Here is a 25,517-nt window from a genome sequence, read left to right on the forward strand (position 1 = left end):
GGGATTCTCCGGTGAAGTTCATAAAGCGTTTATTATTTTTAACATTGATTTGCATAATTCTTGGAGTCACCACAATATTTGGCTTCTATCAGTATGTGAAGCCTGAATTGCCAGATGTTGCAACTCTAAAAGACGTTGAATTACAAACACCTATGAAGGTGTTTAGTCAAGACGGGAAGCTGATCGCACAGTTCGGTGAAAAGCGTCGTATTCCTGTTACTTATGACGAAATTCCTCAAGACTTAATTCACGCGCTCATCGCAACCGAAGATAGCCGTTTCTACGAGCATCCTGGTATCGACCCTATCGGCATCACTCGTGCAGCTGTTGTTGTTGCGGTTTCAGGCTCGGCTAAACAGGGTGCAAGTACGATTACGCAACAGCTAGCTCGTAACTTCTTCTTATCTAATGAGAAGAAGATCATGCGTAAGATTAAAGAGATTTTTATTGCTATCCATATTGAGCAGCTTTTAAGTAAGCAAGAAATCATGGAGCTTTATGTCAATAAAATCTTCCTTGGTTACCGCTCATATGGCTTTGGTGCTGCCGCTCAAGTGTATTTTGGCAAGAGCCTTGATGAATTGACGTTAAGTGAGATTGCAACACTCGCTGGTATGCCAAAAGCGCCATCAACCATGAACCCAATTTACTCTCTTGAGCGCGCAACAAAACGCCGTAACGTTGTATTAATGCGAATGCTTGATGAGAAATACATTACACAAGAGCAGTATGACGAAGCACGCAATGAGCCTATTGTGGCGCGTTATCATAGCGCTGAGATTGAGCTTTCCGCACCTTACGTAGCAGAGTTGGCTCGTGCATGGGCAGTAAAAGAATACGGTGAAGAGGAAGCTTATACCTCTGGCTTGAATATCTACATGACTGTGGATTCTAAACTGCAAGATGCTGCAAATACGTCTGCGGTAAATAACCTCTTGTCATACGATGAACGTCATGGCTACCGTGGTGCAGAAAGTGTGCTTTGGAAAGAAGGGGAAGCGACCTGGGACAATGAGCAAATAGAAAAGCACCTGAAGAAACAGCCAACTTATGGTGACCTTTACCCTGCGGTTGTGACGAAAGTCGATGATAAGACGGCACAAGTATGGGTTAAGAACCATGAAGAGCAAACCATCCCTTGGACTGGAATGCACTGGGCGCGTAAGTACATTACTGATAACCGCCAAGGCTCAACACCAAAGTCAGCGCATGATGTGCTAGCGACAGGTCAACAAGTTTGGGTTCGCGAAGTAAGTGAAACCGATGAAGATGACAACACAACACTGAGCTGGAAACTGAGCCAAGTGCCGACAGCAAACACCGCGTTTGTTGCGATGAACCCAGAAAATGGCGCGATATTGTCGCTGGTTGGTGGTTTCAACTTTGTTCACAGCAAGTTTAACCGTGCAACCATGTCAGTGCGTCAGGTTGGTTCAAGTATCAAGCCTTTCATCTACTCGGCAGCAATTGACAAAGGGCTGACTCTAGCGACTTTGATTAACGATGCGCCAATTAACAAGTGGGATGCAGGTTCTGGTTCAGCTTGGCGACCAAAAAACTCACCACCAACTTATGGTGGCCCAACGCGTCTTCGCCTCGGCTTAGCTCAATCAAAAAACGTCATGGCAGTGCGTACACTCCGTGAAGTTGGCCTCGAGGAGACACGTCAGTACCTTACTCGTTTCGGTTTTGATATTAACCAAGTACCACGCTCTGAGACCATCGCACTCGGAGCTGGCAGCTTAACACCAATGAAAGTGGCACAAGGTTACTCTGTGTTTGCAAACGGTGGTTATTACGTTGAACCATTCTATGTAGAACGCGTGGAAGATGCATTCGGTGAAGTACTGTTTAAAGCCAATCCAAAGAGTGTTTGTCATAAGGATTGTCCGCAAATGAGCGAGCAGCCAGAAAATCGCTACGCTGATGAATTTGGCGAACAAGACGTCGCGATTGATGGCCTAGCAACAGACAATGCCCTTGAAAATGATGAACCTCAATATGCACCGCAAGTTATCTCCGAACAGAATGCATTCTTAATGCGTGAGATGATGTACAGCAACATTTGGGGGGGCGGTAACTGGCGTGAAGGCACAGGTTGGAATGGTACAGGCTGGCGCGCGCAAAAACTTGGTCGTCGTGATATCGGGGGTAAAACGGGTACAACGAATGATTCCAAGGATGCTTGGTACAATGGCTATGGACCTGGTGTCGTTGCGATAGCTTGGGTTGGCTTTGATGATCACTCACGTGCACTTGGCCGCACCACTGTTAACAGCAACCTAGGGCAAGGCCAAATTTCTGGTGCCGAGTCGGGTGCGAAAACCGCAGAGCCTGCTTGGATTGACTTCATGCGTGTTGCGCTAGAAGGGACGCCGGAGCAAGGTAAAAATATTCCAGAGGATATTATTCGAGTTCGTATTGATCGCAACAGCGGTATGCTAACGCACAAGGTAGATAGCACATCAATGTTCGAATACTTTGAAAAAGGCACGGAGCCTACCGAATACGCTGGCGACCGTTTAGAAGATAGTATTTATTCTTCAGGCTCTGGCGCAGAAGAACTGTTCTAAATCACAAAAGCACAAGGGAGAGCATCAAGCTCTCCCCTTTTTTATTTCTGCTTTTTATGCTGCAGCATTCAATGATGGATAAGAAGCCAACACCTCTTTAATCTTCGCTGCTAAAGCTTCAAACCTAGCTCGTAATGGTGAGCCCGGACGGTATACGAGAACGATATTACGCGAGGGGGTTGGGTTAACAGCTGGTACGTAGCATACGCCATCTTTTTGCTTCTCATTAGGGATAGAAAGCTGAGGCAATAACGTAATCCCCGCACCAGCAGCAACCATATTGCGTAACGTCTCCAAGCTGGTGGCTTTAAAACGCTCATCGTCTTTTGCACCAGCGGCAAAACAAAAACCTAACGCTTGATCTCGCAGACAGTGGCCGTCTCCCAACGCTAAAACGGTTTTACCATTCAGCTCCAACATATCAACATGGTCGAGAGAGGCCCACTCGTGGTCACATGGCACTGCGACACTTAATGGCTCTTGATACACTTCGATCTCTTTAAATGGCGCAGTTTCATCAACCGAAGCTAAAACTAAGCAATCTAGTTTGCCTTCTTCCAATTGACGCACTAATTGATGTGTTTGAGCTTCGTGCAGAAATAGCTCCAGCTCAGGAAATGCTTCTTTTATCTGCGGCAGAATTTTGGGTAGTAGATAAGGCCCAACCGTCGGGATGAAACCAATATGCATCGGTCCAGTCATGGCTCCGCTTTGACCGCTTGCCATATCTCTGAAGGTTTTCACTTCACTTAAGATGCGTTTAGCCTGCTCCACCAGCTGTAACCCTGAATCGGTAAACAAAACACGTCGGCTGCTTCGCTCTAAAAGCGTGGTCCCGAGTTCATCCTCTAGTTTACGAATTTGCCCACTCAATGTTGGCTGGCTAACAAAACATGCCTCTGCCGCTTTGCGAAAGTGCTTATGTTCCGCAAGTGCAACTAAGTACTCAAAATCTCGAATATTCATAATTCACGCTTCGCTTCTTTAACAATAGCTAATACCTATCAAAACCATAACACCAAACGATTAGAGCTATCAAAGGATTTTTACAATAATGGGCTCAACAAAACGAAACAGAGCGACGAAAAACGCTAAGCTCTATACGCATAATTTAAAATAGTTAAAGGAAATCATTATGTTTGTATCTAAAGAAGGTCAACAAGTCCCTCAAGTTACTTTTCCAGTTCGTCAAGGTGACTCTTGGGTGAATGTAACGACCGATGAGCTATTTAAAGGTAAGACCGTTATCGTATTTAGCTTACCGGGTGCATTTACTCCAACATGTTCATCAAGCCATCTACCTCGTTACAACGAATTGTTCCCTGTATTTAAAGAGCACGGAGTGGATGAGATTATTTGTGTCTCGGTCAATGATACGTTCGTGATGAATGCATGGAAACAAGACCAAGAAGCAGAAAACATTACCTTCATCCCGGATGGTAATGGTGAATTCACCGATGGCATGGGTATGTTAGTGGATAAAAACGACATCGGCTTTGGCAAACGTTCATGGCGTTACAGCATGCTAGTAAAAGATGGCGTAGTGGAAAAAATGTTCATTGAGCCAAACGAACCAGGCGACCCATTCAAGGTGTCAGACGCAGATACGATGCTGAACTACATAGCGCCTGACTACAAAACGCAAGAATCCATCACGGTGTTCACTAAACCAGGCTGCCCTTTCTGTATGAAAGCGAAACAAAATCTGATTGACCACGGTCTTCAATATGAAGAAGTGATTCTGGGTAAAGACGCAACAACAGTTAGTCTACGAGCTATATCTGGTCGCACGACTGTTCCACAAGTCTTTATCGGTGGCAAGCACATCGGCGGTAGCGAAGAGCTAGAAGCGTATCTAGGCTAAGCTGTCCATAGCCTACACCCTCGGTCTCCGGTGCCTTTTGGCTCGGAGGCCAACCCTAAACCACTTCTTCTACTAGTCTAGATAAGTAGTTATCTGCCAATAAGGTGACTACTTATCCAGATTCAACTATCCAATTCACTCTCCAAGCTCAATGTAGCTAGCTTGGCTTAAAACAAAAGCGAGAGTTCACGATGAAACAAGTTAATGTCGACGTAGCGATTATTGGTGGCGGGACGGCTGGTCTTGGTGCTTATCGAGCAGCAAAAGCTCATACCAACAGCGTGGTAATGATTGAGGGCGGTCCCTACGGAACAACCTGTGCTCGTGTCGGATGCATGCCGTCTAAGCTGTTAATTGCGGCAGCAGAAAGTGTTCATCAAATCGAAAAAGCACCTGGATTTGGGATACACCCGCAAGGTGAAGTACGAATTAACGGACGAGAAGTGATGGATCGTGTAAAGCGCGAACGAGATCGTTTTGTTGGCTTTGTGCTTGAAAGTGTCGATGATATTCCCGCTGAAGACAAACTATCGGGCTACGCGAAGTTTGCCGATGACCACACTCTCATCATAGATGATCATACTCAGGTCACCGCACAGCGCATTGTTATTGCGACAGGATCTCGTCCAGCATATCCGGCAGCTTGGAATGAACTGGGTGATCGCCTAGTGATTAACGATGATGTGTTTGACTGGGATGACTTACCAGAGTCCGTGGCAGTATTTGGCCCAGGAGTCATCGGCCTTGAATTGGGTCAGGCTTTACACCGCCTAGGAGTGAACGTGAAGCTCTTTGGCCTTGGAGGACAAGTGGGCCCACTGACAGACCCAGAGGTGATGGCGTATGCAGATAAAGCCTTTAAGGAAGAGTTCTACCTTGATGCAGATGTAAAAGTCGAAAGCATGAAACGCATTGCTTCGTCAGACAATGACGGCGAAGACAAGGTCGAAATCCAATTCATCAACCATGATGGTGAATTAGAAACTTTCGTTGTCGATTACGTATTGGCCGCAACGGGTCGTCGTCCAAACGTCGATAAGCTGGCGATCGAGAACACCAATGTGGCTCTCGATGAACGTGGCGTACCAACGGCGGATCACTACACATTGCAAACTTCGGTAGAGAGCATCTTCATCGCAGGTGATGCAAGTAACCAAATTCCACTGCTGCACGAAGCCGCTGACCAAGGCCGTATTGCTGGAGACAACGCAGGCCGTTTCCCAGATATTCGTGCGGGTCTGCGTCGCTCACCAATTTCAGCCGTGTTCTCCGACCCTCAAATTGCTATGGTTGGCGAAACATATAAACAACTAGAAACACGTCTAGGCACATGTGGATGTTTCGCAACCGGTGAAGTCTCGTTTGAAAATCAAGGACGTTCGCGCGTCATGCTTCGTAATAAAGGCATTCTGCATGTCTACGGAGAGCAAGGCACTGGACGTTTTTTAGGTGCAGAAATGATGGCCCCGAATGCAGAGCATCTTGCGCACCTTTTAGCGTGGGCGCACCAAAATAGGATGACGATTTCTGAGATGTTAGATATGCCCTTCTATCACCCAGTGATTGAAGAAGGCGTCCGCACCGCTCTACGTGATTTGAATGCAAAACTACACTTAGGGCCAGAAATGGTGAAACATTGTCTTGACTGCGGCCCTGGCTGCTAACGCTTTCAGGCTTCTATCTAAATATAAGCAAAGCCTCGTCATCAACGAGGCTTTGCTTTACTACTTCGGCGCAATGAAATCTCTCTTACGCTGCCATCATTGCATAGCGGCTGACCATACAAATCGCGACAACACCGATCATAAAGAACCCACCAGCGATACTCAGCGCAAGTTTCAACTCTGTCGACATCATTATATTTCCTGTTAAAGACTGACAGCGCACCATACATCAATTACGTGCCACAAAGCTTTTACAAAGCTAACTTTCCATTTTTGGTTGTGTCATGGCGCTCTAAGCCCGTGTAAGAAACGCTTTCCACCATTTAGTTAGATATATAATCTGAAGCAACACTAATGGTTTGGAAAACACTATGACTTGTCGCCGCTGCGAGGAACATTGGTTTTGGAAAAAACTTGGACGTTGCCAACGATGCTTGGATCAATTGACGGTACTTTCTGTACTGTGTTGGATTGTGTGGTGGTTTACGCTCAAAGATGATCCACAAAGCATCGAGTCGATCGCTTTGATCTTTGCCGGCTTCGCTTTCAACGTTTTGTTGTTTCTACACTTATGGATGCGTTTTGTCATCTTGCCTTGGCAGCGTCGAAAGGGACAAAAAAAGGCGAATAAAAAAGAGAAAAGTGACAGATAGAAAAAAGCCCCAAAACCAATGTCAGTTCTGGGGCTCTCTTAGATTCTTCTAAGAAAAAGCAGTGGTACTTTAATAGACCGGGCTTCCTCTCAAAGGTTCCAAATTTTTTCGATTTTTTTAGCGAATACTGATGTAAGTAAGCAGGAAAATGACTATGTCATTGAATGCTAATAAAATCACTCCACAACTTCAGTTCATGCCACATGCGTTTTTTGGATCACTTGTTCCATTAAATTGATCTCAAGCGCTACCTCATCACATGCATGTTGACGTGGGCACTGATCGCAATCTTTCAGAACTTTCTCCGGCAGTAATGACTTCGATGTCGGTAAAAAGCTTTGCTTCATAAAGAACTCAGGCGTTCGCGTTAGAACAAAGACTTTCTTGATCGCCATCTGGCGCGCTTTCTCAACCAAATAGTTCACAATCGCACTGCCCTGCCCTTGGCCTTGCCAGCCCGCTTCGATACCAAGAGAGCGTATTTCAGCCAACCCTGAGTCATACACATATAGAGAAGCGCAACCCGTCACTTCACCATGATGCTCAGCCACCGCGAAAGAGCCAATATCTCTCACGAGCTCATTACGAGAGCGCGGAAGATTCTCACCAAGGTTCGCCCAGTAAGCAACCATACCTTCCAACGTTTCAATGTCCGTCAAACGTGCAGGACGCACTTTCACCGCCGAGCTGTCACGCTGGCTCAGGCGCTTATCCGCTTGTTCTACCGCGTAAGCGACCTGGTGAGGCGAAACACCACCCAAAGCACAACGCTTTTCCAAACACGAATCGATAGTCAGAATGTCATACACATCCGCTTCAATGACCTCTGAGAAGGCTTTTAACTCTTCGATAGACAGCTCTTCTAGCGCACAACCTTTAGCAATAGCACCAACGACCGCGACACCGACGATGTGGTGAGCTTCACGGAATGGGATGCCTTTCGCCACTAGGTAATCAGCTAACTCCGTCGAGTTTGCGTAACCTTGTTTCGCCGCTTCTAGTGTGCGCTCGCCATTCACTTTAATACCGTCAAAACACAGAGCTGCCATTTCCATGCAGTCGTTCCATGTATCTAAAGCGTCAAACAACCCTTCTTTATCTTCCTGCATGTCTTTGTTGTACGCCAATGGCAAGGCTTTAACTGTCATCATCATGCTCGATAATGCGCCATAGACACGCCCTGTCTTACCACGGATCAACTCAAGTGCATCTGGGTTTTTCTTCTGTGGCATTAATGACGAACCAGATGTCACCGTATCCGCTAACTCAATGAAGTTTGACTCGCCTGAATTGTAGAAGATCATATCTTCTGCAAGACGAGAAAGGTGAAGCATAGAAATCGACGCCACCGACATCAGTTCCATCACATGATCACGATCTGAAACCGAATCGAGTGAATTACGCGTAGCACGGTGGAAACCGAGATTATGTGCTAATTGTTCGCGATCAATCGGATAAGCCGTTCCCGCTAAAGCACCCGAGCCAAGTGGACAAGTGTCGAGACGCTGTAAGGCATCATTCAGACGAGAGTAGTCACGCTCGAACATTTCAACATAAGCCAAGCACCAGTGAGCAAAGGTTACAGGTTGAGCACGCTGAAGATGAGTATAGCCTGGCAATACGGTGCCTTGGTGCTGTTTAGCAACATGGACCATTTGTGCTTGTAGGCGATCTAAAGCAATCAATAATTGCTGACCTTGCTGACGACACCAAAGTTTCAAGTCTGTGGCGACTTGGTCATTCCGAGAACGCCCAGTGTGGAGTTTTTTACCTAAATCTCCCACTTTACTGATTAGCTGCTGTTCAACCCAAGAGTGGATATCTTCTGCATCAGAGCGAAGAATTTGGTGAGGGTCTTCCATCACTTCTAACTTCAGCTCATTTAAAGCAAGTTCCAGTTTTTGCTGTTCTTCTGCCGATAGCACATCAACAGAAAGCAGAGCTTTAGACCATGCGATTGAACCTACGATGTCTTGCTCAGCCAATCGGTAGTCAAAACGCAACGAATCATTGAACTCTTTAAATCTGGTGTCTGCCGCTTGGGTAAATCTTCCGCCCCATAATGCCATTGCGTCTCTCCTGATGACTATTGCTTACTCTAACGTTCTCGAATGAGTAGTAACCAATTTGATGGTCATTTGCTCACTTTTTCTTATGGGTCAACGTTACGGCAATTTCGATAAAAAATAAAGTATAAATTCAATATTTTTACATATATATTCAAACCAACTTTAGATACCCGCTTTTAGAAACCAAAAGACCCGCCTATAAATGGCGGGTCTTTATTCAATCCAAGATGGATGTTAAGGGATTATTTCTTCTGGCTGTTCAATGCACGAATACGGCTTGATAGCGAGTAAAGACGGATAAACCCACCTGCATGGCTTTGGTCGTAAACTTCATCTTCACCAAAAGTCGCGAACTCTTCTGAATACAAGCTGTTGTCAGAACGTTTTTGCGTCACTGTCGCTTGACCTTTGTAGAGCTTAACAACCACTTCACCGTTAACGTCTTGCGCTAGCTCTTCTGAAGCAGCAAGGATCGATTTACATAGTGGCGTAAACCAACGGCCATCGTATACAAGGTGAGACGCTTTTAGACCTAGCTCCTCACGGAATTCGAATGATGATTTGTCTAGCACAAGCTGCTCTACAGCACGCAGCGCTTCCATCATGATGGTGCCTCCCGGTGTTTCATAACAACCACGAGACTTCATCCCAACAAGACGGTTTTCCACGATATCGATACGGCCAACACCGTGCTTAGCGCCCTTCTCGTTTAGGTAAACCAGTGCGTTGTATGGTGTCATCGCTTCACCATCAACTTCGACCACTTCACCTTTTTCTACTTTCAGCGTGACGTATTCCGCTTCATTTGGCGCTTGCTCTGGGTCGACAGTCCACACCCAGCAGTCTTCGTTTGGTGCGTTCCACGTATCTTCTAAAACGCCGCCTTCCGTCGAAATGTGCCATGCGTTTGCATCACGTGAATAGATCTTAGTAAGAGACGCAGAACAAGGAATATTACGCTCAGCGAGGTAATCCAAACACTCTTCACGGCTCACTAGGTCCCACTCACGCCAAGGTGCAATCACTTGTAAGTCCGGTGCTAGTGCTGCAAATGCACCTTCGAAACGCACTTGGTCGTTACCTTTACCTGTACAGCCATGACACAGTGCGTCCGCGCCCACTTTACGTGCCACTTCAACCTGCGCTTTAGCAATGATTGGACGCGCCATTGATGTACCTAGCAGGTACTTACCTTCGTAGTACGCGCCGGTTTTTAGTGTCGGGTAAATGTAGTCTGCGACCATTTCTTCTTTCAGGTCAGCGATGTAGCATTCAGAAGCACCAGAGGCTTTTGCTTTCGCTTCAATGCCTTCTAGCTCTTCGGCACCTTGACCAACATCGGCAACGAAAGCCACTACTTCACAGTCGTAGTTCTCTTTTAGCCACGGGATGATTACTGAAGTATCTAGACCGCCTGAGTATGCGACTACCACTTTATTTACGTTCACTTTGCTCATGTTTTTTCTCCAAACTTAACTGGCGCTGCGCTCGGCGGTCAGTGCCAACTACGACTTCCTAATATTGAATTCTTTTGCTGATGCTTATTGAGGCAAGAATTGAGTACCAATACTTTCACCAGCGAATAACTGTGCTAATTTTTCTGGGTAACGCCAGGTCGCGACTTCAATTGGACGGCCAAGATCATTGGCGGCCTCCAAAGCAGCTTTAACTTTGACGATCATGCCATCGGTGATCACATGTCCATCGATCAACGAGTTAGCTTGCTGCTCTGACAGGGTTTTGATCAAATGGCCTTTTCCATCTAATACACCACTCACGTCTGATAACAGGACTAACTCCGCATCTAATGCGCCCGCAACCGCGACTGCTGCTTGATCAGCATTCACATTCATCATTTGGCCATCTTTGGTTAAACCAATTGAACTGATGATCGGCAGTGCACCTGTGTTTAGCACCGCTTGTAATAGTGCTGAATCACCCGGTGATGCTTTGCCTACCGCGCCGAGTTCTGGGTCAAGTTCTTCAACAAGACACAAACCACCATCCGCAAGGCTAAGGCCCACAGCGTTAAGACCGTCCGCAATCGCTTGACCTTGAAGTAACTTATTCGCAGTGCCTGCAAGCGCGCCTGCAATCACAGGAATTTGATCGTAAGGCGTTACGCGTAAACCGTTTTTCTTAACGGTTTCAAGCTGAAGCTTTGCCATCAACTCATCAACTAGGTAGCCACCGCCATGAACGATGGCGATTTGTCGCTGTGCCGATTTTTGGTAAGCCGCAATGGCACCAAAAAGTTGGCTTAAGGTTTGAGTGCATGATAGAGCTGCACCACCTAGCTTAATGACTAAAGGAGCTTGATTGGTTTGCGTCATCGCATTTCCCTCTTTCAACGACTACAGCAACGCTGTCAGTTCTGGGTAACCGTAATGAATATTGAGACATTGCATCGCTTGACTCGATGCACCTTTAAGTAGGTTGTCGATAGCTGAAATCACAATGATGTGTTCGCCTTGTACCTTCCAGCCGATATCACAGAAAGGGGTATTTTCGACATCCTGAATACGTGGAATACCGTCGCCTTTAAGACGCACCGCAGGCTTGCCTTGATAAGCTTGTTCAAACGCCTGTGCCACTTGTGCTTCTGTCACACCTTGCGCAAGCTTCATGGTGATAGTGGCAAGAATGCCGCGTTTAAAGTTGCCGAGGTGCGGAGTAAAAATCACATCGCAACCCAAGTGCTGAGCAATCTCTGGCTGGTGACGATGGTTAAATACACCATAAGGTTGCAAGCTCACTTCACAGAAGCTGTTAACCATGGAGGCTTTACGCCCTGCACCTGATACACCACTGGTTGCGTTGATCACTGGCCATTGGTTGGTATCGAGCAACGCATGTTCTAATAAAGGTTTGATTGCAAGCTGTGAAGCGGTTGGGTAGCAACCTGCTACTGCAATCAAAGGAGTGGTTTTTATTGATTCTTGGTTCCACTCTGCTAAGCCGTATGCTGCTTTATCTAGCCAGTTGTTATGTTGATGTTCGAAGCCATAAAAAGTGTCGTAAAAGCCTTCACTTTTCACACGGAATGCACCCGATAAATCGAATACTTGACAGCCTGCCTCCAAGAAAGTTGGGGCTAAATCATGGCTGACTTCGTGAGCCGTTGCCAAAAACACCACGTCCGATTCTTGAGCGATTTGCAGTGGATCCGTTAGTGGTAAAACTGGCATATCAATGATGCCCGCTAGCTTACCGTGCAGCTGCGCGATGCTCTTTCCCGCATCAACACTGTTGGCGGAAACGTATAAACCTGATAGCGTGAGTTGTGGGTGTTTATTAACCATTAACGCTAACTCTGCGCCGGTGTAACCGCTGGCTCCAATAATCGTGGTTTTTAGCATTGTGTGACATCCATATACTTAAAGGCTCAAATGACTATTCATATTTAATTTTTGCTTTATTTTGATTTTTTATTCATTAAATATGATTTAATATGTGTTTTACATTTTTGTGGTCTGTCTGTCAACAGGAGATTTGAAGAATCCATGCAATTACCAACTTTTCTAGAGGTCTATGAAGGACTCATCAGCACCTCTTCTATCAGCTCCACGGATCCGAGCTGGGATCAGGGCAATGCAAAAGTCATCGAAAAACTCGCATCTTGGTTTAAAGATCTGGGTTTTAGCGTTGAAGTGATCGAAGTCGAGCCAGGCAAGCACAATATGATCGCACGTATGGGAGAGGGAGAAGGTGGCCTTTTACTTGCTGGCCATAGTGATACCGTGCCATTCGATCAAGGGCGATGGAATTTTGATCCGCATAAACTGACGGAAAAAGACAACCGCTTCTACGGTTTAGGCACAGCAGACATGAAAGGCTTTTTCGCCTTTATTTATGAAGCAGTGAAGAAAGTCGATTGGAGCAAGCAGAGCAAACCACTCTACGTATTAGCCACTTGTGACGAAGAGACCACCATGTTGGGCGCGCGACATTTCACAGCAAACGCCCCATTTAAGCCGGATTACTGCATCATTGGTGAACCCACCAGCCTTGTACCAATTCGAGGTCATAAAGGGCATGTGGCAAATGCCATTCGCGTAACAGGCAAGTCCGGTCACTCATCGGACCCAGCGCTTGGCGTTAACGCTATTGAGATCATGCATGAAGTCATGTTCGCCATGATGCAACTGCGTGACAAATTGATTAAAGAATATCAGCATCCGGGTTTTGCCATTCCAAGCCCTACCCTAAATCTTGGACACATTCACGGTGGTGACAGCGCTAACCGTATTTGTGGTTGCTGTGAGCTGCATTACGACGTGCGTCCTCTTCCCGGCATTAGCCTTGATGGTTTAGAGAACATGTTGCGCGGAGCATTAAAAGAAGTCGAAGCGAAATGGCCTGGGAGACTGGAGATTATTCCATTGCATGAGCCTATTCCGGGTTACGAATGCCAACATGACCACCCATTTATCGGTGGTGTTGAAGAGATCTGCCAAACCAGTTCAGAAACCGTGAACTATTGTACTGAAGCACCATTTCTACAACAGTTGTGTCCAACCTTGGTGCTCGGCCCTGGGTCAATCGACCAAGCCCATCAACCGGATGAGTTTCTATCCTTCGACTTTATCGACCCCACAATTGATGTGCTTTCAAAGGCAATGGTCAAGTACTGCTGTTAATACGCGTTTAAGCTCAAAAGTCTGTGCAGCTCGATTGAGCTGCATCTTTTTATCTTCACAATTTAGCGCTAGTCTTAACACTTATTTAACTTGTTATTTTGTAATTAATTTTCACTTCTTACTCTATGGCTGCCGTAAATTTGCTCTAAATCAGGAGACAGCGGAATAATTGCAAACTTAGTCTGCTTTATTTGACTATAACTGGTGCTTTTCGCTAGATTGGAGTCTTAACAAGGACAATGGATGTAGTTTTTTTACGAGGCAGGACGACAATGAACGAGAAATACGCCGCACTCAAAAGTAATGTGCGCATGTTAGGCCACTTATTGGGTAACACCATTCGCGATGCCCATGGCGAAGAAATCTTCGAGAAAGTGGAAACCATTCGTAAATTATCCAAATCAGCTCAAGCAGGGAATCAAGCAGACAGGGACAGCTTGATCGAAGAAATCAAACATCTACCTGATGAGCAGCTAACGCCCGTTACTCGCGCGTTTAACCAATTTCTAAACCTCACCAATATCGCTGAGCAATACCACACGATTTCACGCCATTGTGAAGAGCACATTTGTGAACCAGACGCGATTAACTCGCTGTTTTCTAAACTGGTACAAAATGATGTGAGCAAACTGGACACTGCCCAAGCGGTTCGTGATCTAAATATTGAATTGGTATTGACGGCTCACCCAACAGAAATTACGCGCCGTACGATGATCAACAAACTGGTCAAGATAAACGAGTGCTTATCAAAGTTGGAGCTAAGCGATCTTTCTTCTAAAGAGCGCAGAAAAACCGAACGCCGCCTAGAGCAACTGATTGCCCAAGGCTGGCATTCAGACGTGATTCGACAACAACGCCCTACTCCGTTGGATGAAGCAAAGTGGGGCTTTGCGGTCGTTGAAAACTCGCTATGGGAAGCAGTACCTGACTTCCTACGTGAGATGAATGACCGTCTAAAATCTTACCTTGGAGAAGGTTTACCCATTGATGCTCGCCCAGTGCACTTCTCCTCTTGGATGGGCGGTGACCGTGACGGTAACCCGTTTGTTACTCACAACGTTACGCGTGAAGTCTTACTATTGTCTCGTTGGAAAGCCGCCGATCTTTATCTCAATGACATCAACGAGTTGATCAGCGAGCTGTCTATGACAGTTTCAAACGATCAAGTCCGTGAGCTTGCTGGCGAAGATCAGCACGAACCATACCGTGCGATCCTGAAGCAATTACGCACTCTGCTCAATGAAACCAAAGATATTCTCGATGCTAAGATCCACGGTCAAAAACTGGCCGTTAAAGCACCACTGCAAAAAGTCGAGCAACTTTGGGAACCGTTGTATGCCTGCTACCAGTCACTAAACGAATGTGGCATGGGTGTAATAGCCAACGGCTCATTACTGGATACACTACGCCGCGTAAAAGCATTTGGTATCCATCTTGTACGTCTTGATATCCGCCAAGAGAGCACGCGTCACTCAGACGTCTTGTCTGAACTAACTCGCTACTTAGGTATTGGTGATTACGAACAATGGAATGAGCAAGATAAGATTGCTTTTCTAACTAACGAGCTGGCATCTAAACGTCCGCTTCTCCCTCGTGATTGGGAACCGTCTGAACCCGTCAAAGAGGTTTTGGATACCTGCAAGATTGTTGCAGCACAACCGCGTGAAGCGTTTGGCGCTTACGTTATTTCAATGGCACGTACCGCCTCTGACGTACTAGCCGTTCATCTACTGCTACAAGAAGCTGGTTGCCCTTACCGCATGGATGTGTGTCCTCTGTTCGAAACGCTAGACGATTTGAACAACGCGGAATCGGTCATCAAGCAGCTTATGGGGATTGACCTTTACCGTGGTTTTATCCAAAACCACCAGATGGTCATGATTGGTTACTCTGACTCAGCGAAAGATGCAGGTGTTATGTCTGCAGGTTGGGCTCAGTATCATGCGATGGAATCGTTAGTTAAAGTGGCTGAAGAAGAAGGCGTTGAGCTAACTCTATTCCATGGTCGTGGGGGCACAGTCGGTCGCGGTGGCGCACCTGCGCATGCTGCGCTTTTGTCGCAACCACCAAAAAGCTTGAAAGGCGGTTTACGTGTAACAGAGCAAGGCGAGATGATCCGCTTTAAACTGGGTCTCCCAGATGTCGCAGTAAACAGCTTTAACCTATACGCAAGTGCGATTCTGGAAGCCAACTTGTTACCGCCACCGGAGCCAAAACAAGAATGGCGCGACTTGATGGAAGTGCTATCAGAAGTAAGCTGTGAGTCTTACCGAAATGTGGTTCGTGGCGAGCCAGATTTCGTGCCTTACTTCCGCCAAGCAACACCAGAACTCGAACTCGGCAAGTTGCCACTTGGTTCTCGTCCTGCAAAACGCAACCCTAAGGGCGGAGTAGAAAGCTTACGTGCAATCCCGTGGATCTTCTCATGGAGTCAAAACCGTTTGGTACTTCCTGCATGGCTAGGCGCAGGTGAAGCGATTCAATACTCGATCGATAAAGGCCACCAAGCATTGCTCGAAGAGATGTGCCGCGAATGGCCATTTTTCTCAACTCGTCTCGGCATGCTGGAAATGGTGTACTCGAAGTGTAATATTGATATCTCTCGCTACTACGATGAGCGATTGGTGGATGAGTCGCTCCGTCCACTCGGTGAAAAACTTCGTGCTCAGCTTCAAGAAGACATCAAAGCGGTACTGAATGTAGAGAACAATGAAAACTTGATGCAGCATGACCCTTGGGGACTCGAGTCGATTCGCTTACGCAATATCTACGTTGAGCCATTGAATATGCTACAGGCAGAGCTACTATACCGCACGCGTCAAACCGAAGAAGCTTCTGCAAACTTGGAAGAAGCGTTGATGGTGACGATTGCTGGTATTGCTGCTGGTATGCGCAACACAGGCTAATCGTTTCATTTTTAATAAAAAGCTGGGCAAATGCTCAGCTTTTTTTTATCACAGGATAATCGCACCAAAACAAAGGCAGTTAAATATACCACTATAGACCCAAAAAATACCAAAATAAAAGAATAAAAAACCACAAGTTAACACCATTGATTATTATGTTAGTTTTTTAGGGTAATTTTGTCCTACTATTCCACTTCATGCTTATTATTTATATACTACTTGCCTGCTGAGAGCTCATAAATCCAATCATACCTGCTCCAGCCTTGATGGGACTCCCCATCTCTCTAGGTGATAAACGGCTTTAAGGTGACAGGACCAACATTGTTGGTGCTACTTATACATTAAAAAACTCAAGTGCCAGTAAGAGCGCAGCTGAAAGTATAAGTAGCTTGTTTACAAGTTTATTGACCATTTGGATTGAAGACATGTCATTACCACACGTAATCTTAACTGTTCTTAGCACTCGCGACGCAACCGGTTACGATATCACTAAAGAATTCTCTGCTAGCATCGGTTACTTCTGGAAAGCAAGCCACCAACAGGTGTACCGTGAACTCAACAAAATGGCTGAGAAAGAACTGGTTACTTGCGTATTAGAACCCCAAGAAGGCAAACCAGACCGCAAGGTTTACTCCATTACAGACGCTGGTCGCAGCGCTTTAGGAGAGTGGTTTGATCAACCAACTGCACACCCAACAGTTCGTGATGAGTTTTCAGCGAAATTGATGGCATGTGCCGTTCAACCAGCGGCTCCATTCCGTGACCAACTCGCCGAGCTAGTTGAAGAGTCTCGCAAACTGGTTTCTCACTACAAAGAAATTGAAGCGGCTTACTACGCAACGCCGTCAACTTTAGATAAACAAGCTCGCCTAGAACGTCTAACGCTTCGCCGTAACCTTCTGTTACGTGAAACTTGGATCACTTGGGCAGAAGAAGTTCTAACTGAACTTGAAGTGATTGGTTAAACTCCTTTTGCTTTGATAAAACGAAAAAGGCTTGCCACTTGGCAAGCCTTTTATCTTTTTGAAACTAGGTTTACGCACCGACTACTGCGCGAGGACGAACACCCAACGTATGGCATAACGCGTAAGTCATCTCTGCACGGTTTAGTGTGTAGAAGTGAAAATCCTTAACCCCTTCACGACTCAGTACACGCACCATATCAATAGCTTGGCTAGCTCCTACAAGCTGGCGAGTCACCGGATCATCATCCAAGCCATCGAATTGTTTGCTCATCCATCCTGGTACTTTCACATTGTTCTGTGCCGCAAAGCGAGAAGCTTGCTTAAAGTTCGATACAGGCAAAATTCCTGGCACAATCTCTACGTCAATTCCTGCCGCTACACAACGGTCACGGAATCGCAGGTAAGACTCAACGTCAAAAAAGAACTGAGTAATAGCACGGTTTGCACCTGCATCTACCTTACGTTTTAGGTTCAATAAGTCAGACTGTGCGCTTTTAGCTTCAGGGTGAACCTCAGGGAATGCAGCAACGGAGATATCGAAATCGTGGCGTGATTTCAGCAGCTCAACCAAATCCGAGGCATACATATCAGGCGCACCGCCACCTGGAGGAATATCACCACGCAAAGCGACGATATTTTCAATACCATTGTTCCAATAATCATCGGCAATATTAATCAGCTCTTCACGAGTCGCATCAATACAAGTGAGATGGGGAGCGGCAACCAATCCGGTTGTTGCTTTAATTTCTTTAATGATGGAGTGTGTTCTGTCACGCTCGCCGGAGTTCGCACCGTAAGTCACAGAAACAAATTTAGGTTGAAGCGTTTTAAGACGGTGCACTGAATTCCAAAGTGTTTCTTCCATCTTAGCGCTGCTTGGCGGAAAAAACTCAAACGATACATTGATGTTATCTGATAACTCAGCAATATTCTGGTTCAAGGCGTCGATATGGCCTGCGTGCGTATATCCCATCTTACTCTCCCTGCGGCACTCCGCCACGAAAACAAATCCTTAAAATCGACGTTTAGACGTCTATATGTCTACAGAATGTATTGAATACGATTTAATGTCAACCTTGTAATTATGAATTTTTCTCAAGTTAATAATGAAGATAGTTCAAGTTTCTACTTGAGCATCATCTCACCATTTTGCACGGGTTATGACTTCAGTATGGCACTGATAGGGGAATAAAAAACCCTGGATTAATTCCAGGGTTTTTAGGTCAATCGCAACTTTAAAATAAACCAGCCAATCGGTTGAGGTCGGATTGAATAGCGCCGGCTGTCACTTCTCTGCCTGCGCCTGGTCCTCGAATGACCAGAGGGTTATCTTTGTACCACTTGCTCTCTATGGCAAAAATGTTATCGCATGGCAATAAGTTGGCGAGCGCGTGCTCACGAGATAACGCTTCGACTCCCACCGTTGCTTTACCATTTTTTTCTAAACGCGCCACATAGCGAAGCACTTGATCGTTTCTCTGTGCTTTTGTCAGACGCTCTTGAAGTATTTCACTCAACAACGCTCCATTATCGAAGAAATCATCTAAGCTCAGTTCTCTTAATTCTTCTGGCACCAAAGACTCAACTTTAACGCTGTCTGGTTCTATATCTAGGCCCGACTCTCGAGCCAAGATGACTAACTTGCGCATTACATCGGAGCCATCTAAATCAGAACGAGGATCAGGTTCGGTTAAACCTTGCTGCCAAGCAAGATCGACTAAATCATTAAATGGCACAGAACCATCAAACTGTTGGAACAGCCATGATAGCGTCCCCGAGAAAATACCCGATAGAGCGACGATTTCATCCCCACTTTCACGAAGATCTCGCACGGTATGGTTTATCGGTAACCCAGCACCAACCGTTGCGTTGTATAGCCAATGACGACCAATTTTAGCGAATGCATCTTGAACCTGATGGTAGTACTGGCTATCTGCGGAACCGGCAACTTTGTTAGCTGAAATCAAATGAATGCCTTGCTGTGCGATTTCTACGTAGCGCTGAGCCAACTCTTTACTCGCGGTAACATCAAGCACGACGGCTTCATCGTAGCTTTTAAGCGCTCCCAAACGTGCCAGCCAATCCCCATTGTTTGCTATGCTTTCATCATCAAATCGTTCAGCAACACTCGCCGCCTCAATACCTTGCTCATCGAACCAATAGGTTTGGCTATCCACAACCGCGACAAGATCAAAGCTCATACCATGACGTTTTTCGAGCTCACTTTTTTGCGTCGCAAATAAATTTAACCAACTAGAACCAATATTACCCTTGCCACATAAAGCCACTGCCACGCGTTTTTGCGCTTGGAACAACTGGCTATGAATCGTTTGAACCAACGCCTCAGTATCAGTACGGCGCAAAACAGCGACTAGGCTCAGCCCTGAGTCTGTTTCAGAGATAAATTCTACCGGAGAGTGCTTTAGCTTCTGATAAAAGCCAAAGCAATGATTGGCGTTTTTCGTAACGCCTGCACCTACCGCAGCTAAGAGCGAGTAACCTTCTTTTAGCTTAATTTCAGCCTCTACCGCAAGCTCTTGCAAGTGTTTCAATGCACCACCGGCGATTTCTGCGGTGTAAGCCAAGCGTAGCGTGTGCTGATCGGATTGAGCTTCAAATGCCAGTGGCTCTAATTGCGCGCGCTGCAACGCTTGTAATACATCACTCTGTGTTTTTTCGAAGTCGTGCCCATGCATGAAAGACAACTGCACCAATAAAACATCATCCAGTGAAGTAATAATTTTAGCGCCACGACCAGATGCCAATACACGCTCAATACGAGTAGAACCCGACTCTGGCAGATAGCTACACTTGAGATTAAGGTCCATGGTACTTTGCGCCACAGGCTGAAGCGTACGACTGTGTAGCACTGGGGCAGCTAAGCGAGCAAGTTCACTGGCTTCATCCAATCGAAGTAACGGTAATAAACAAGCGTCAGACACCAAACGTGGATCGGCACTATAAACACCAGCAACATCACTCCAAATCGTGACAGTACTGACTTCAGCAAGCGCGCCTATGACCGTTGCAGAATAGTCAGAGCCGTTACGACCAAGTAGAATGGTTTCTCCTGCCTCGTTCTGAGCCATAAAGCCAGTAATTACCACACGTTTATGGTTATGCTGCGCGAGGATCTCTTTAATTAAAGGGTATGAACGAGCGCGATCAACCTCTGGTTGAGTTCCCGCTTCTGCACGTAAAAACGCTCGTGCATCTTGTGCAACCGCAGGGATAGAACGTTGAGATAATAACGCGGCCAATAGGCGAGCAGACCATACTTCTCCGTGTCCCAGTACCGCAGCTTTTTGCGCATTAGTGAGTGGTGCAGTCAGCTCCGAGAGAGTACTGAACTCATCATGTAATAAAGCTAACAGCTCTTCTTTTGCTTCACTCTCCAACAAGCTTTCTATTAGCTCAGTTTGGAACTGTCTTAAGCTTTGAAGCGCTTCATGCGCAATTCGGCCATCTTTATTTAACCCTTCCAAAAACTCAATCAAGCGATTAGTGGTTTTTCCTGCAGCAGAGACGACCACAAGATCATTTTCTGTCGAATACTCTTTGAGAATACCCACAACGCGTAAGTAGCATTCTGGGTTTGCTAAGCTACTGCCACCAAACTTATGCAGCTGACGTTGTACAGTCATTGTTATCGTCTCCTATTACTGGGTAGCTTTAGCGAACGCTTGTTCTAAATCTGTGATGAGGTCTTGTGCATCTTCCAAACCGACAGACAAACGCAATAGTTGATGAGAGACCCCAGCCTCCGCCAGTGCCTCCTCACCCATTGCACGGTGAGTCATGGATGCCGGGTGGCAAATCAAACTTTCTACACCACCTAATGATTCAGCTAATGAAAACAGTTGGAGCTCTTTCACAAACACCTTTAACTGCTCAAACGAACCAGCAAACTCAAAACTCAACATAGAGCCAAAGCCCGTTTGCTGCTTTTTAGCAATGTCGTGACCTGGATGTTCCGGCAGGCTTGGATGATAGATAGTTTTAACTAACGCTTGTTTCTGTAGGTAAGCCAGTACCTGCTGTGAGCTCTCTTCATGTACTTTCATACGAGCACCAAGCGTACGAATACCTCGCAGTGTCATGTAACTATCGAAAGGTGTGCCCGTTGCACCAATACAATTGCCCCACCATGCAAGCTCTTCTGCATGCGCTTCTGTGTTGGTGATGATTACCCCACCAATTACGTCCGAATGACCGTTGATGTACTTTGTTGTGGAGTGGATAACAAAATCCGCACCTAGCTCTAAAGGTTTTTGGTACACGGGTGTCAAAAAGGTATTGTCCACCGCAACTAACGCGCCGATTTGTTTCGCTTTTTCACAAGTAGCTGCAATATCCACTACGCGAACCAGAGGGTTTGACGGAGTTTCTAGCAAAATGAGTTTTGGTTTTTGTGCCAATGCAGCATCTAAAGCCTGTTCGTCTGATTGATCGACAAACTGAACCTTAAAATCGCCTTTGTTAGCTCGGGTATTAAAAAGACGATAGGTACCACCATAACAATCGTGAGGAGCAATAATGAGATCATCTGGGCCGAGAAAAGCGGAAACCCATAAATTTAATGCCGACGTACCGCAATTAGTAACAACCGCTCCTTTTCCAGACTCGAGTTCAGATAGCGCACTTTCCAACAGTCCGCGGTTTGGATTACCAGATCGTGTGTAATCATACTTGGGCACTTCACCAAAAGCAGGAAAACCATAGTTAGTGGAAAGATAAATAGGTGGAACGACAGCATGATATTGGCTGTCTGATTCAATACCAGTGCGTACTGCAATGGTCGCAGGTTTGCGAGTGCTCATGGGTGTATCCTTTCACGGGTAATGACTTCTAAATAGGAATGCGCTATATCTAATGTGTAACATAAAGTGATCAACACGCTTCCTTTGCTGTTATGTTCACTTTACTCGTCAAAAAATGAGACGTCAACACTTCTAGACGTCTATATGTCTTTGCTTATGGCGGTAAATGCAGCTAAAATCAGCACCTAAATTATTTTTAACCGATTACATAAATGAAGGTGTGCAATGGCTGACTGGAATGGCGAATACATTAGCCCATATGCAGAGCACGGCAAAAAAAGCGAACAAGTAAAAAAAATTACCGTCTCTATCCCGCTAAAAGTTTTAAAGGTGCTAACTGATGAGCGTACTCGCCGTCAGATCAATAACTTACGCCATGCAACCAATAGCGAATTGCTATGCGAGGCATTTTTGCACGCGTACACAGGTCAGCCACTTCCGACAGATGAAGACCTTCGTAAAGACCGTCCTGATGATATTCCAACAGAAGTAAAAGCGCTGATGACGGAAATGGGCATCGAATTTGAGTCATTCGACGAAGAATAAAAAAGCCTGATAAGAGGTTTCAGGTAATAACTCTTGCCTCGAGCCAAATGAATGACATAAAAATGGGACGCAATAGCGTCCCATTTTTGTGTATCACATCTGAAAGATATATTACTCTGCCATGTAGTTTTCAGGCATCTCGATACGAGCTACACCTGAATTAACCGCCGCCTGAGCAACCGCTTTTGCAACACGTGGTAGCAAACGTGAATCCATTGGTTTTGGAATAATATAGTCCGCACCAAACTCTAGCTTATCAACACCTGCAGCCTTCAATACGGCTTCAGGTACAGGCTCTTTTGCTAGCTCACGAATCGCCTCAACGGCTGCAAGTTTCATTTCATCATTGATTTCACTTGCACGCACATCAAGAGCACCGCGGAAAATGAATGGGAAACACAATACGTTGTTAACTTGGTTAGGATAATCACTACGGCCAGTGCCCATGATCAAGTCATCACGAACTGCGTGAGCAAGTTCCGGCTTGATTTCAGGATCCGGGTTAGAACATGCGAATACGATTGGCTTATCTGCCATCAACTTCAACGCTTCCGCTGGCAATAGGTTTGGACCAGATACACCTAGGAACAGATCTGCACCTTCAATCACGTCTTCTAGTGTGCGCTTATCTGTATTGTTCGCAAATAGCTGCTTATATTCATTAAGATCATCACGACGAGTGTGAATCACACCTTTGCGATCTAGCATGTAGATTTTTTCGCGCATTGCGCCGCATTTGATCAGAAGCTCCATACACGCTACAGCGGCAGCGCCAGCGCCAAGACAAACAATTGTTGAATCTTCAAGTTTCTTACCTTGAAGTTCGATTGCATTCAGCATACCCGCTGCCGTTACAATAGCAGTACCATGTTGATCATCGTGGAATACTGGTACATCACAACGTTCAATCAGACGCTTTTCAATCTCAAAACAGTCTGGTGCTTTAATATCTTCAAGGTTAATACCGCCAAAAGTGTCTGCAATGCTCGCAACAGTATCAACAAATTCATCGATCGTGCGGTGCTTAACTTCAATATCAATAGAGTCAAGACCTGCAAAACGCTTAAACAGTAACGCTTTACCTTCCATCACTGGCTTAGATGCAAGTGGACCTAGGTTACCTAGACCTAGAATAGCGGTACCGTTAGAAATAACAGCAACCATGTTCCCTTTTGCAGTGTACTTGTACACGTTATCCGGGTTTTGTGCGATTTCACGCACTGGCTCTGCAACTCCTGGGCTGTATGCAAGGGCAAGATCACCCGCCGTTTCCGCAGGCTTTGTCAGTTCGACAGCAATCTTTCCTGGAGTTGGATAAGCATGGTAATCCAATGCTTTTTGGCGATGTTCTTCTTCTGGAGTGGCTGCTTGGTGGTTGTCTTCAGACATGGACGTTTCTCTTTTTTATTTTTAGGTAAGGGGGCATAAATTCTATCGGATAGAAATCAAACTTCATAGGCAAGATTGCGAGCAATATCCTTAAAAAGCCGATAATAAAAGAGATTAGACCAGATAACGGGGTTAAGCACCCGATTTTCGAGTCAGGTGCTCTTTCTTATTACTATTATTGGAGTATGCAAACTTAGATAGTATCGTTACTCTTCGTCCACGTATTGCGCTTGGAGATAATTCTCAATACCAGACATTTCAATCAAGCCAAGTTGCGTCTCTAGCCAATCAACATGTTCTTCTTCATCTTCAAGAATGTCTTGGAATAAATCTCGAGACACATAATCTCGAATGTCTTCAGCGTAAGCAATCGCATCTTTTAAATCTGGAATAGCCGCCATTTCAAGCTTTAAGTCACACTCGAGCATTTCCTTGGTATCTTCACCAATCATCAACTTACCTAAATCTTGTAGGTTCGGTAAGCCTTCAAGGAACAAAATACGCTCAATTAGATGATCGGCATGTTTCATCTCATCGATAGATTCGTGATATTCCTTGTCTGCTAGGTGCTTTAAGCCCCAGTCTTTATACATTCGGGCATGAAGAAAATACTGATTAATAGCGACGAGCTCGTTACCGAGCACTTTATTGAGATGTTGAATGATGATTGGATCGCCTTTCATGACAAAACCCTCCTCTTTGGCTTCATTTAAATGTAGAAGCAAATGAGAAGGTGTCAAAATGTAAGGCAAATAATTACTGCATACTTACAGCAATTAGCTGGCTTGTTTAAATTCCGTGTAACTAGTTTCCGCTAAAATTTCCTTGGCCTGTCTGATGCACTTACCACATTGGCTGCCCAATGCCGTGCACTTTTTGATTCCTTTAATATCTGTTACGCCTTCATCTATCGCCAACTTCCTGATTTTTTTGTCGGAGACACCATGACAAAGACAAACGTACATACTCAAAAAACCTATAAAACTAATCTGTGACAAACAATATAAACAAGAATAGTTCTTGTTACCAGTCGCATTATGGTGTCCGCTCAGAATATTTGGTTATAACGATTTTACCGCTGCAGGAAAAGATCAAAGGGTTAAGAGGGGTGAGTAAAAGCGTTAAGAAATAAAGTCGGTAAAACTCTGTTTTTAAATCGAAAAAGTGACGTCTTTTATTTCAACACTTATAACTAAATGTAATCTAGAAATGAAAAAGGGAAGCCTAAGCTTCCCTTTTCGATGCGCTTTCTTCAAAAAGAAGAACAGTGCAAGATTTCGTTTAATTCGTTATGAATTAGTCGAAGATCTTAGCAACAACACCAGCACCTACTGTACGGCCACCTTCACGGATCGCGAAACGTAGACCTTCGTCCATTGCGATTGGTGCGATTAGCTCTACAGTCATCTGTACGTTGTCGCCTGGCAT

General features: G+C 45.5%; 19 protein-coding genes and 1 pseudogene. 8 read left to right on the plus strand and 12 right to left on the minus strand.

The genetic code is table 11. The annotated features are described in order from the left end of the window. The first annotated feature begins 11 nt into the window (after nucleotides 1-11). Complete coding sequence (locus R7Z50_RS22320) at nucleotides 12-2,573, plus strand: penicillin-binding protein 1A (protein ID WP_033907303.1); 2,562 nt, start codon at nucleotides 12-14, stop codon at nucleotides 2,571-2,573. A 54-nt stretch (nucleotides 2,574-2,627) separates the two neighbouring features. Here the strand turns inward: R7Z50_RS22320 and oxyR are convergent, their stop codons facing one another. Beyond that, on the minus strand, nucleotides 2,628-3,539 hold the full coding sequence (oxyR, locus tag R7Z50_RS22325; RefSeq protein WP_005381326.1) for a DNA-binding transcriptional regulator OxyR: 912 nt from the start codon (nucleotides 3,537-3,539) through the stop codon (nucleotides 2,628-2,630). Between the two features lie 169 nt (nucleotides 3,540-3,708). On the opposite strand from oxyR, the gene R7Z50_RS22330 reads away from it, so the two are divergent. The 3 genes from R7Z50_RS22330 to R7Z50_RS22340 all read left to right on the plus strand — a co-directional run bounded on the left by R7Z50_RS22330 (nucleotide 3,709) and on the right by R7Z50_RS22340 (nucleotide 6,754). After that, nucleotides 3,709-4,437, plus strand: coding sequence for a redoxin family protein (locus tag R7Z50_RS22330; RefSeq protein ID WP_005382781.1), 729 nt, complete (start codon nucleotides 3,709-3,711; stop codon nucleotides 4,435-4,437). A gap of 191 nt (nucleotides 4,438-4,628) precedes the next feature. Beyond that, a complete protein-coding gene (locus R7Z50_RS22335; protein WP_064368817.1) occupies nucleotides 4,629-6,101 on the plus strand; it encodes a dihydrolipoyl dehydrogenase in 1,473 nt (490 codons plus the stop codon). Nucleotides 6,102-6,472: 371 nt separating this feature from the next. Then, entirely contained in the window at nucleotides 6,473-6,754 is a 282-nt protein-coding gene (locus R7Z50_RS22340; protein WP_025768083.1) for a DUF3624 domain-containing protein, read from the plus strand. A 194-nt stretch (nucleotides 6,755-6,948) separates the two neighbouring features. Here the strand turns inward: R7Z50_RS22340 and argH are convergent, their stop codons facing one another. From argH to argC, 4 genes are all read right to left on the minus strand, one after another. After that, the gene (gene argH, locus R7Z50_RS22345; protein WP_005381331.1) at nucleotides 6,949-8,823 is read right to left on the minus strand and encodes an argininosuccinate lyase; all 1,875 of its coding nucleotides are present in this window, start codon (nucleotides 8,821-8,823) and stop codon (nucleotides 6,949-6,951) included. 242 nt (nucleotides 8,824-9,065) lie between these two features. Next, nucleotides 9,066-10,280 (minus strand): argininosuccinate synthase, encoded by a 1,215-nt coding sequence (locus tag R7Z50_RS22350; RefSeq protein ID WP_017821738.1) that lies wholly within the window; start codon nucleotides 10,278-10,280, stop codon nucleotides 9,066-9,068. Nucleotides 10,281-10,364: 84 nt separating this feature from the next. Next, nucleotides 10,365-11,156, minus strand: coding sequence for an acetylglutamate kinase (gene argB, locus R7Z50_RS22355; RefSeq protein ID WP_005381333.1), 792 nt, complete (start codon nucleotides 11,154-11,156; stop codon nucleotides 10,365-10,367). 21 nt (nucleotides 11,157-11,177) lie between these two features. Then, nucleotides 11,178-12,182 carry an N-acetyl-gamma-glutamyl-phosphate reductase gene (gene argC, locus R7Z50_RS22360; protein WP_005382790.1) on the minus strand — a complete coding sequence of 335 codons (1,005 nt, stop codon included), beginning with the start codon at nucleotides 12,180-12,182 and terminating at the stop codon, nucleotides 11,178-11,180. 144 nt (nucleotides 12,183-12,326) lie between these two features. On the opposite strand from argC, the gene argE reads away from it, so the two are divergent. The 3 genes from argE to R7Z50_RS22375 all read left to right on the plus strand — a co-directional run bounded on the left by argE (nucleotide 12,327) and on the right by R7Z50_RS22375 (nucleotide 17,334). Beyond that, nucleotides 12,327-13,463 carry an acetylornithine deacetylase gene (gene argE, locus R7Z50_RS22365; RefSeq protein ID WP_171346293.1) on the plus strand — a complete coding sequence of 379 codons (1,137 nt, stop codon included), beginning with the start codon at nucleotides 12,327-12,329 and terminating at the stop codon, nucleotides 13,461-13,463. 272 nt (nucleotides 13,464-13,735) lie between these two features. Then, nucleotides 13,736-16,369, plus strand: coding sequence for a phosphoenolpyruvate carboxylase (ppc, locus tag R7Z50_RS22370; protein WP_086047071.1), 2,634 nt, complete (start codon nucleotides 13,736-13,738; stop codon nucleotides 16,367-16,369). A 425-nt stretch (nucleotides 16,370-16,794) separates the two neighbouring features. After that, the gene (locus R7Z50_RS22375) at nucleotides 16,795-17,334 is read left to right on the plus strand and encodes a PadR family transcriptional regulator (protein ID WP_005382791.1); all 540 of its coding nucleotides are present in this window, start codon (nucleotides 16,795-16,797) and stop codon (nucleotides 17,332-17,334) included. Between the two features lie 70 nt (nucleotides 17,335-17,404). Here R7Z50_RS22375 and metF read toward each other — a convergent pair whose 3' ends face one another. The 3 genes from metF to R7Z50_RS22390 all read right to left on the minus strand — a co-directional run bounded on the left by metF (nucleotide 17,405) and on the right by R7Z50_RS22390 (nucleotide 22,154). Continuing rightward, nucleotides 17,405-18,307 (minus strand): methylenetetrahydrofolate reductase, encoded by a 903-nt coding sequence (metF, locus tag R7Z50_RS22380; protein ID WP_005381345.1) that lies wholly within the window; start codon nucleotides 18,305-18,307, stop codon nucleotides 17,405-17,407. 262 nt (nucleotides 18,308-18,569) lie between these two features. Next, nucleotides 18,570-20,978, minus strand: a complete 2,409-nt coding sequence (locus tag R7Z50_RS22385; RefSeq protein ID WP_017633523.1) for a bifunctional aspartate kinase/homoserine dehydrogenase II — start codon at nucleotides 20,976-20,978, stop codon at nucleotides 18,570-18,572. A gap of 15 nt (nucleotides 20,979-20,993) precedes the next feature. Continuing rightward, nucleotides 20,994-22,154: an O-succinylhomoserine (thiol)-lyase gene (locus R7Z50_RS22390; RefSeq protein ID WP_053304152.1), complete on the minus strand. Its 1,161-nt coding sequence runs from the start codon at nucleotides 22,152-22,154 to the stop codon at nucleotides 20,994-20,996. Between the two features lie 225 nt (nucleotides 22,155-22,379). Between R7Z50_RS22390 and metJ the strand changes: the two genes are divergently transcribed. Further along, nucleotides 22,380-22,700, plus strand: coding sequence for a met regulon transcriptional regulator MetJ (metJ, locus tag R7Z50_RS22395; protein WP_005381353.1), 321 nt, complete (start codon nucleotides 22,380-22,382; stop codon nucleotides 22,698-22,700). A gap of 111 nt (nucleotides 22,701-22,811) precedes the next feature. On the opposite strand, the gene R7Z50_RS22400 is transcribed toward metJ, so the two are convergent. The 4 genes and pseudogenes from R7Z50_RS22400 to tuf all read right to left on the minus strand — a co-directional run. Further along, complete coding sequence (locus tag R7Z50_RS22400; protein WP_005381358.1) at nucleotides 22,812-24,089, minus strand: malic enzyme-like NAD(P)-binding protein; 1,278 nt, start codon at nucleotides 24,087-24,089, stop codon at nucleotides 22,812-22,814. A gap of 206 nt (nucleotides 24,090-24,295) precedes the next feature. Continuing rightward, the gene (gene bfr, locus R7Z50_RS22405; RefSeq protein WP_005381359.1) at nucleotides 24,296-24,772 is read right to left on the minus strand and encodes a bacterioferritin; all 477 of its coding nucleotides are present in this window, start codon (nucleotides 24,770-24,772) and stop codon (nucleotides 24,296-24,298) included. A 93-nt stretch (nucleotides 24,773-24,865) separates the two neighbouring features. Beyond that, a complete protein-coding gene (locus tag R7Z50_RS22410) occupies nucleotides 24,866-25,054 on the minus strand; it encodes a (2Fe-2S)-binding protein (protein ID WP_005381360.1) in 189 nt (62 codons plus the stop codon). A 331-nt stretch (nucleotides 25,055-25,385) separates the two neighbouring features. Further along, nucleotides 25,386-25,517, minus strand: a pseudogene (gene tuf / locus R7Z50_RS22415) (elongation factor Tu); the annotation flags it as partial.

Source organism: Vibrio sp. 1249-1, from assembly GCF_033340495.1.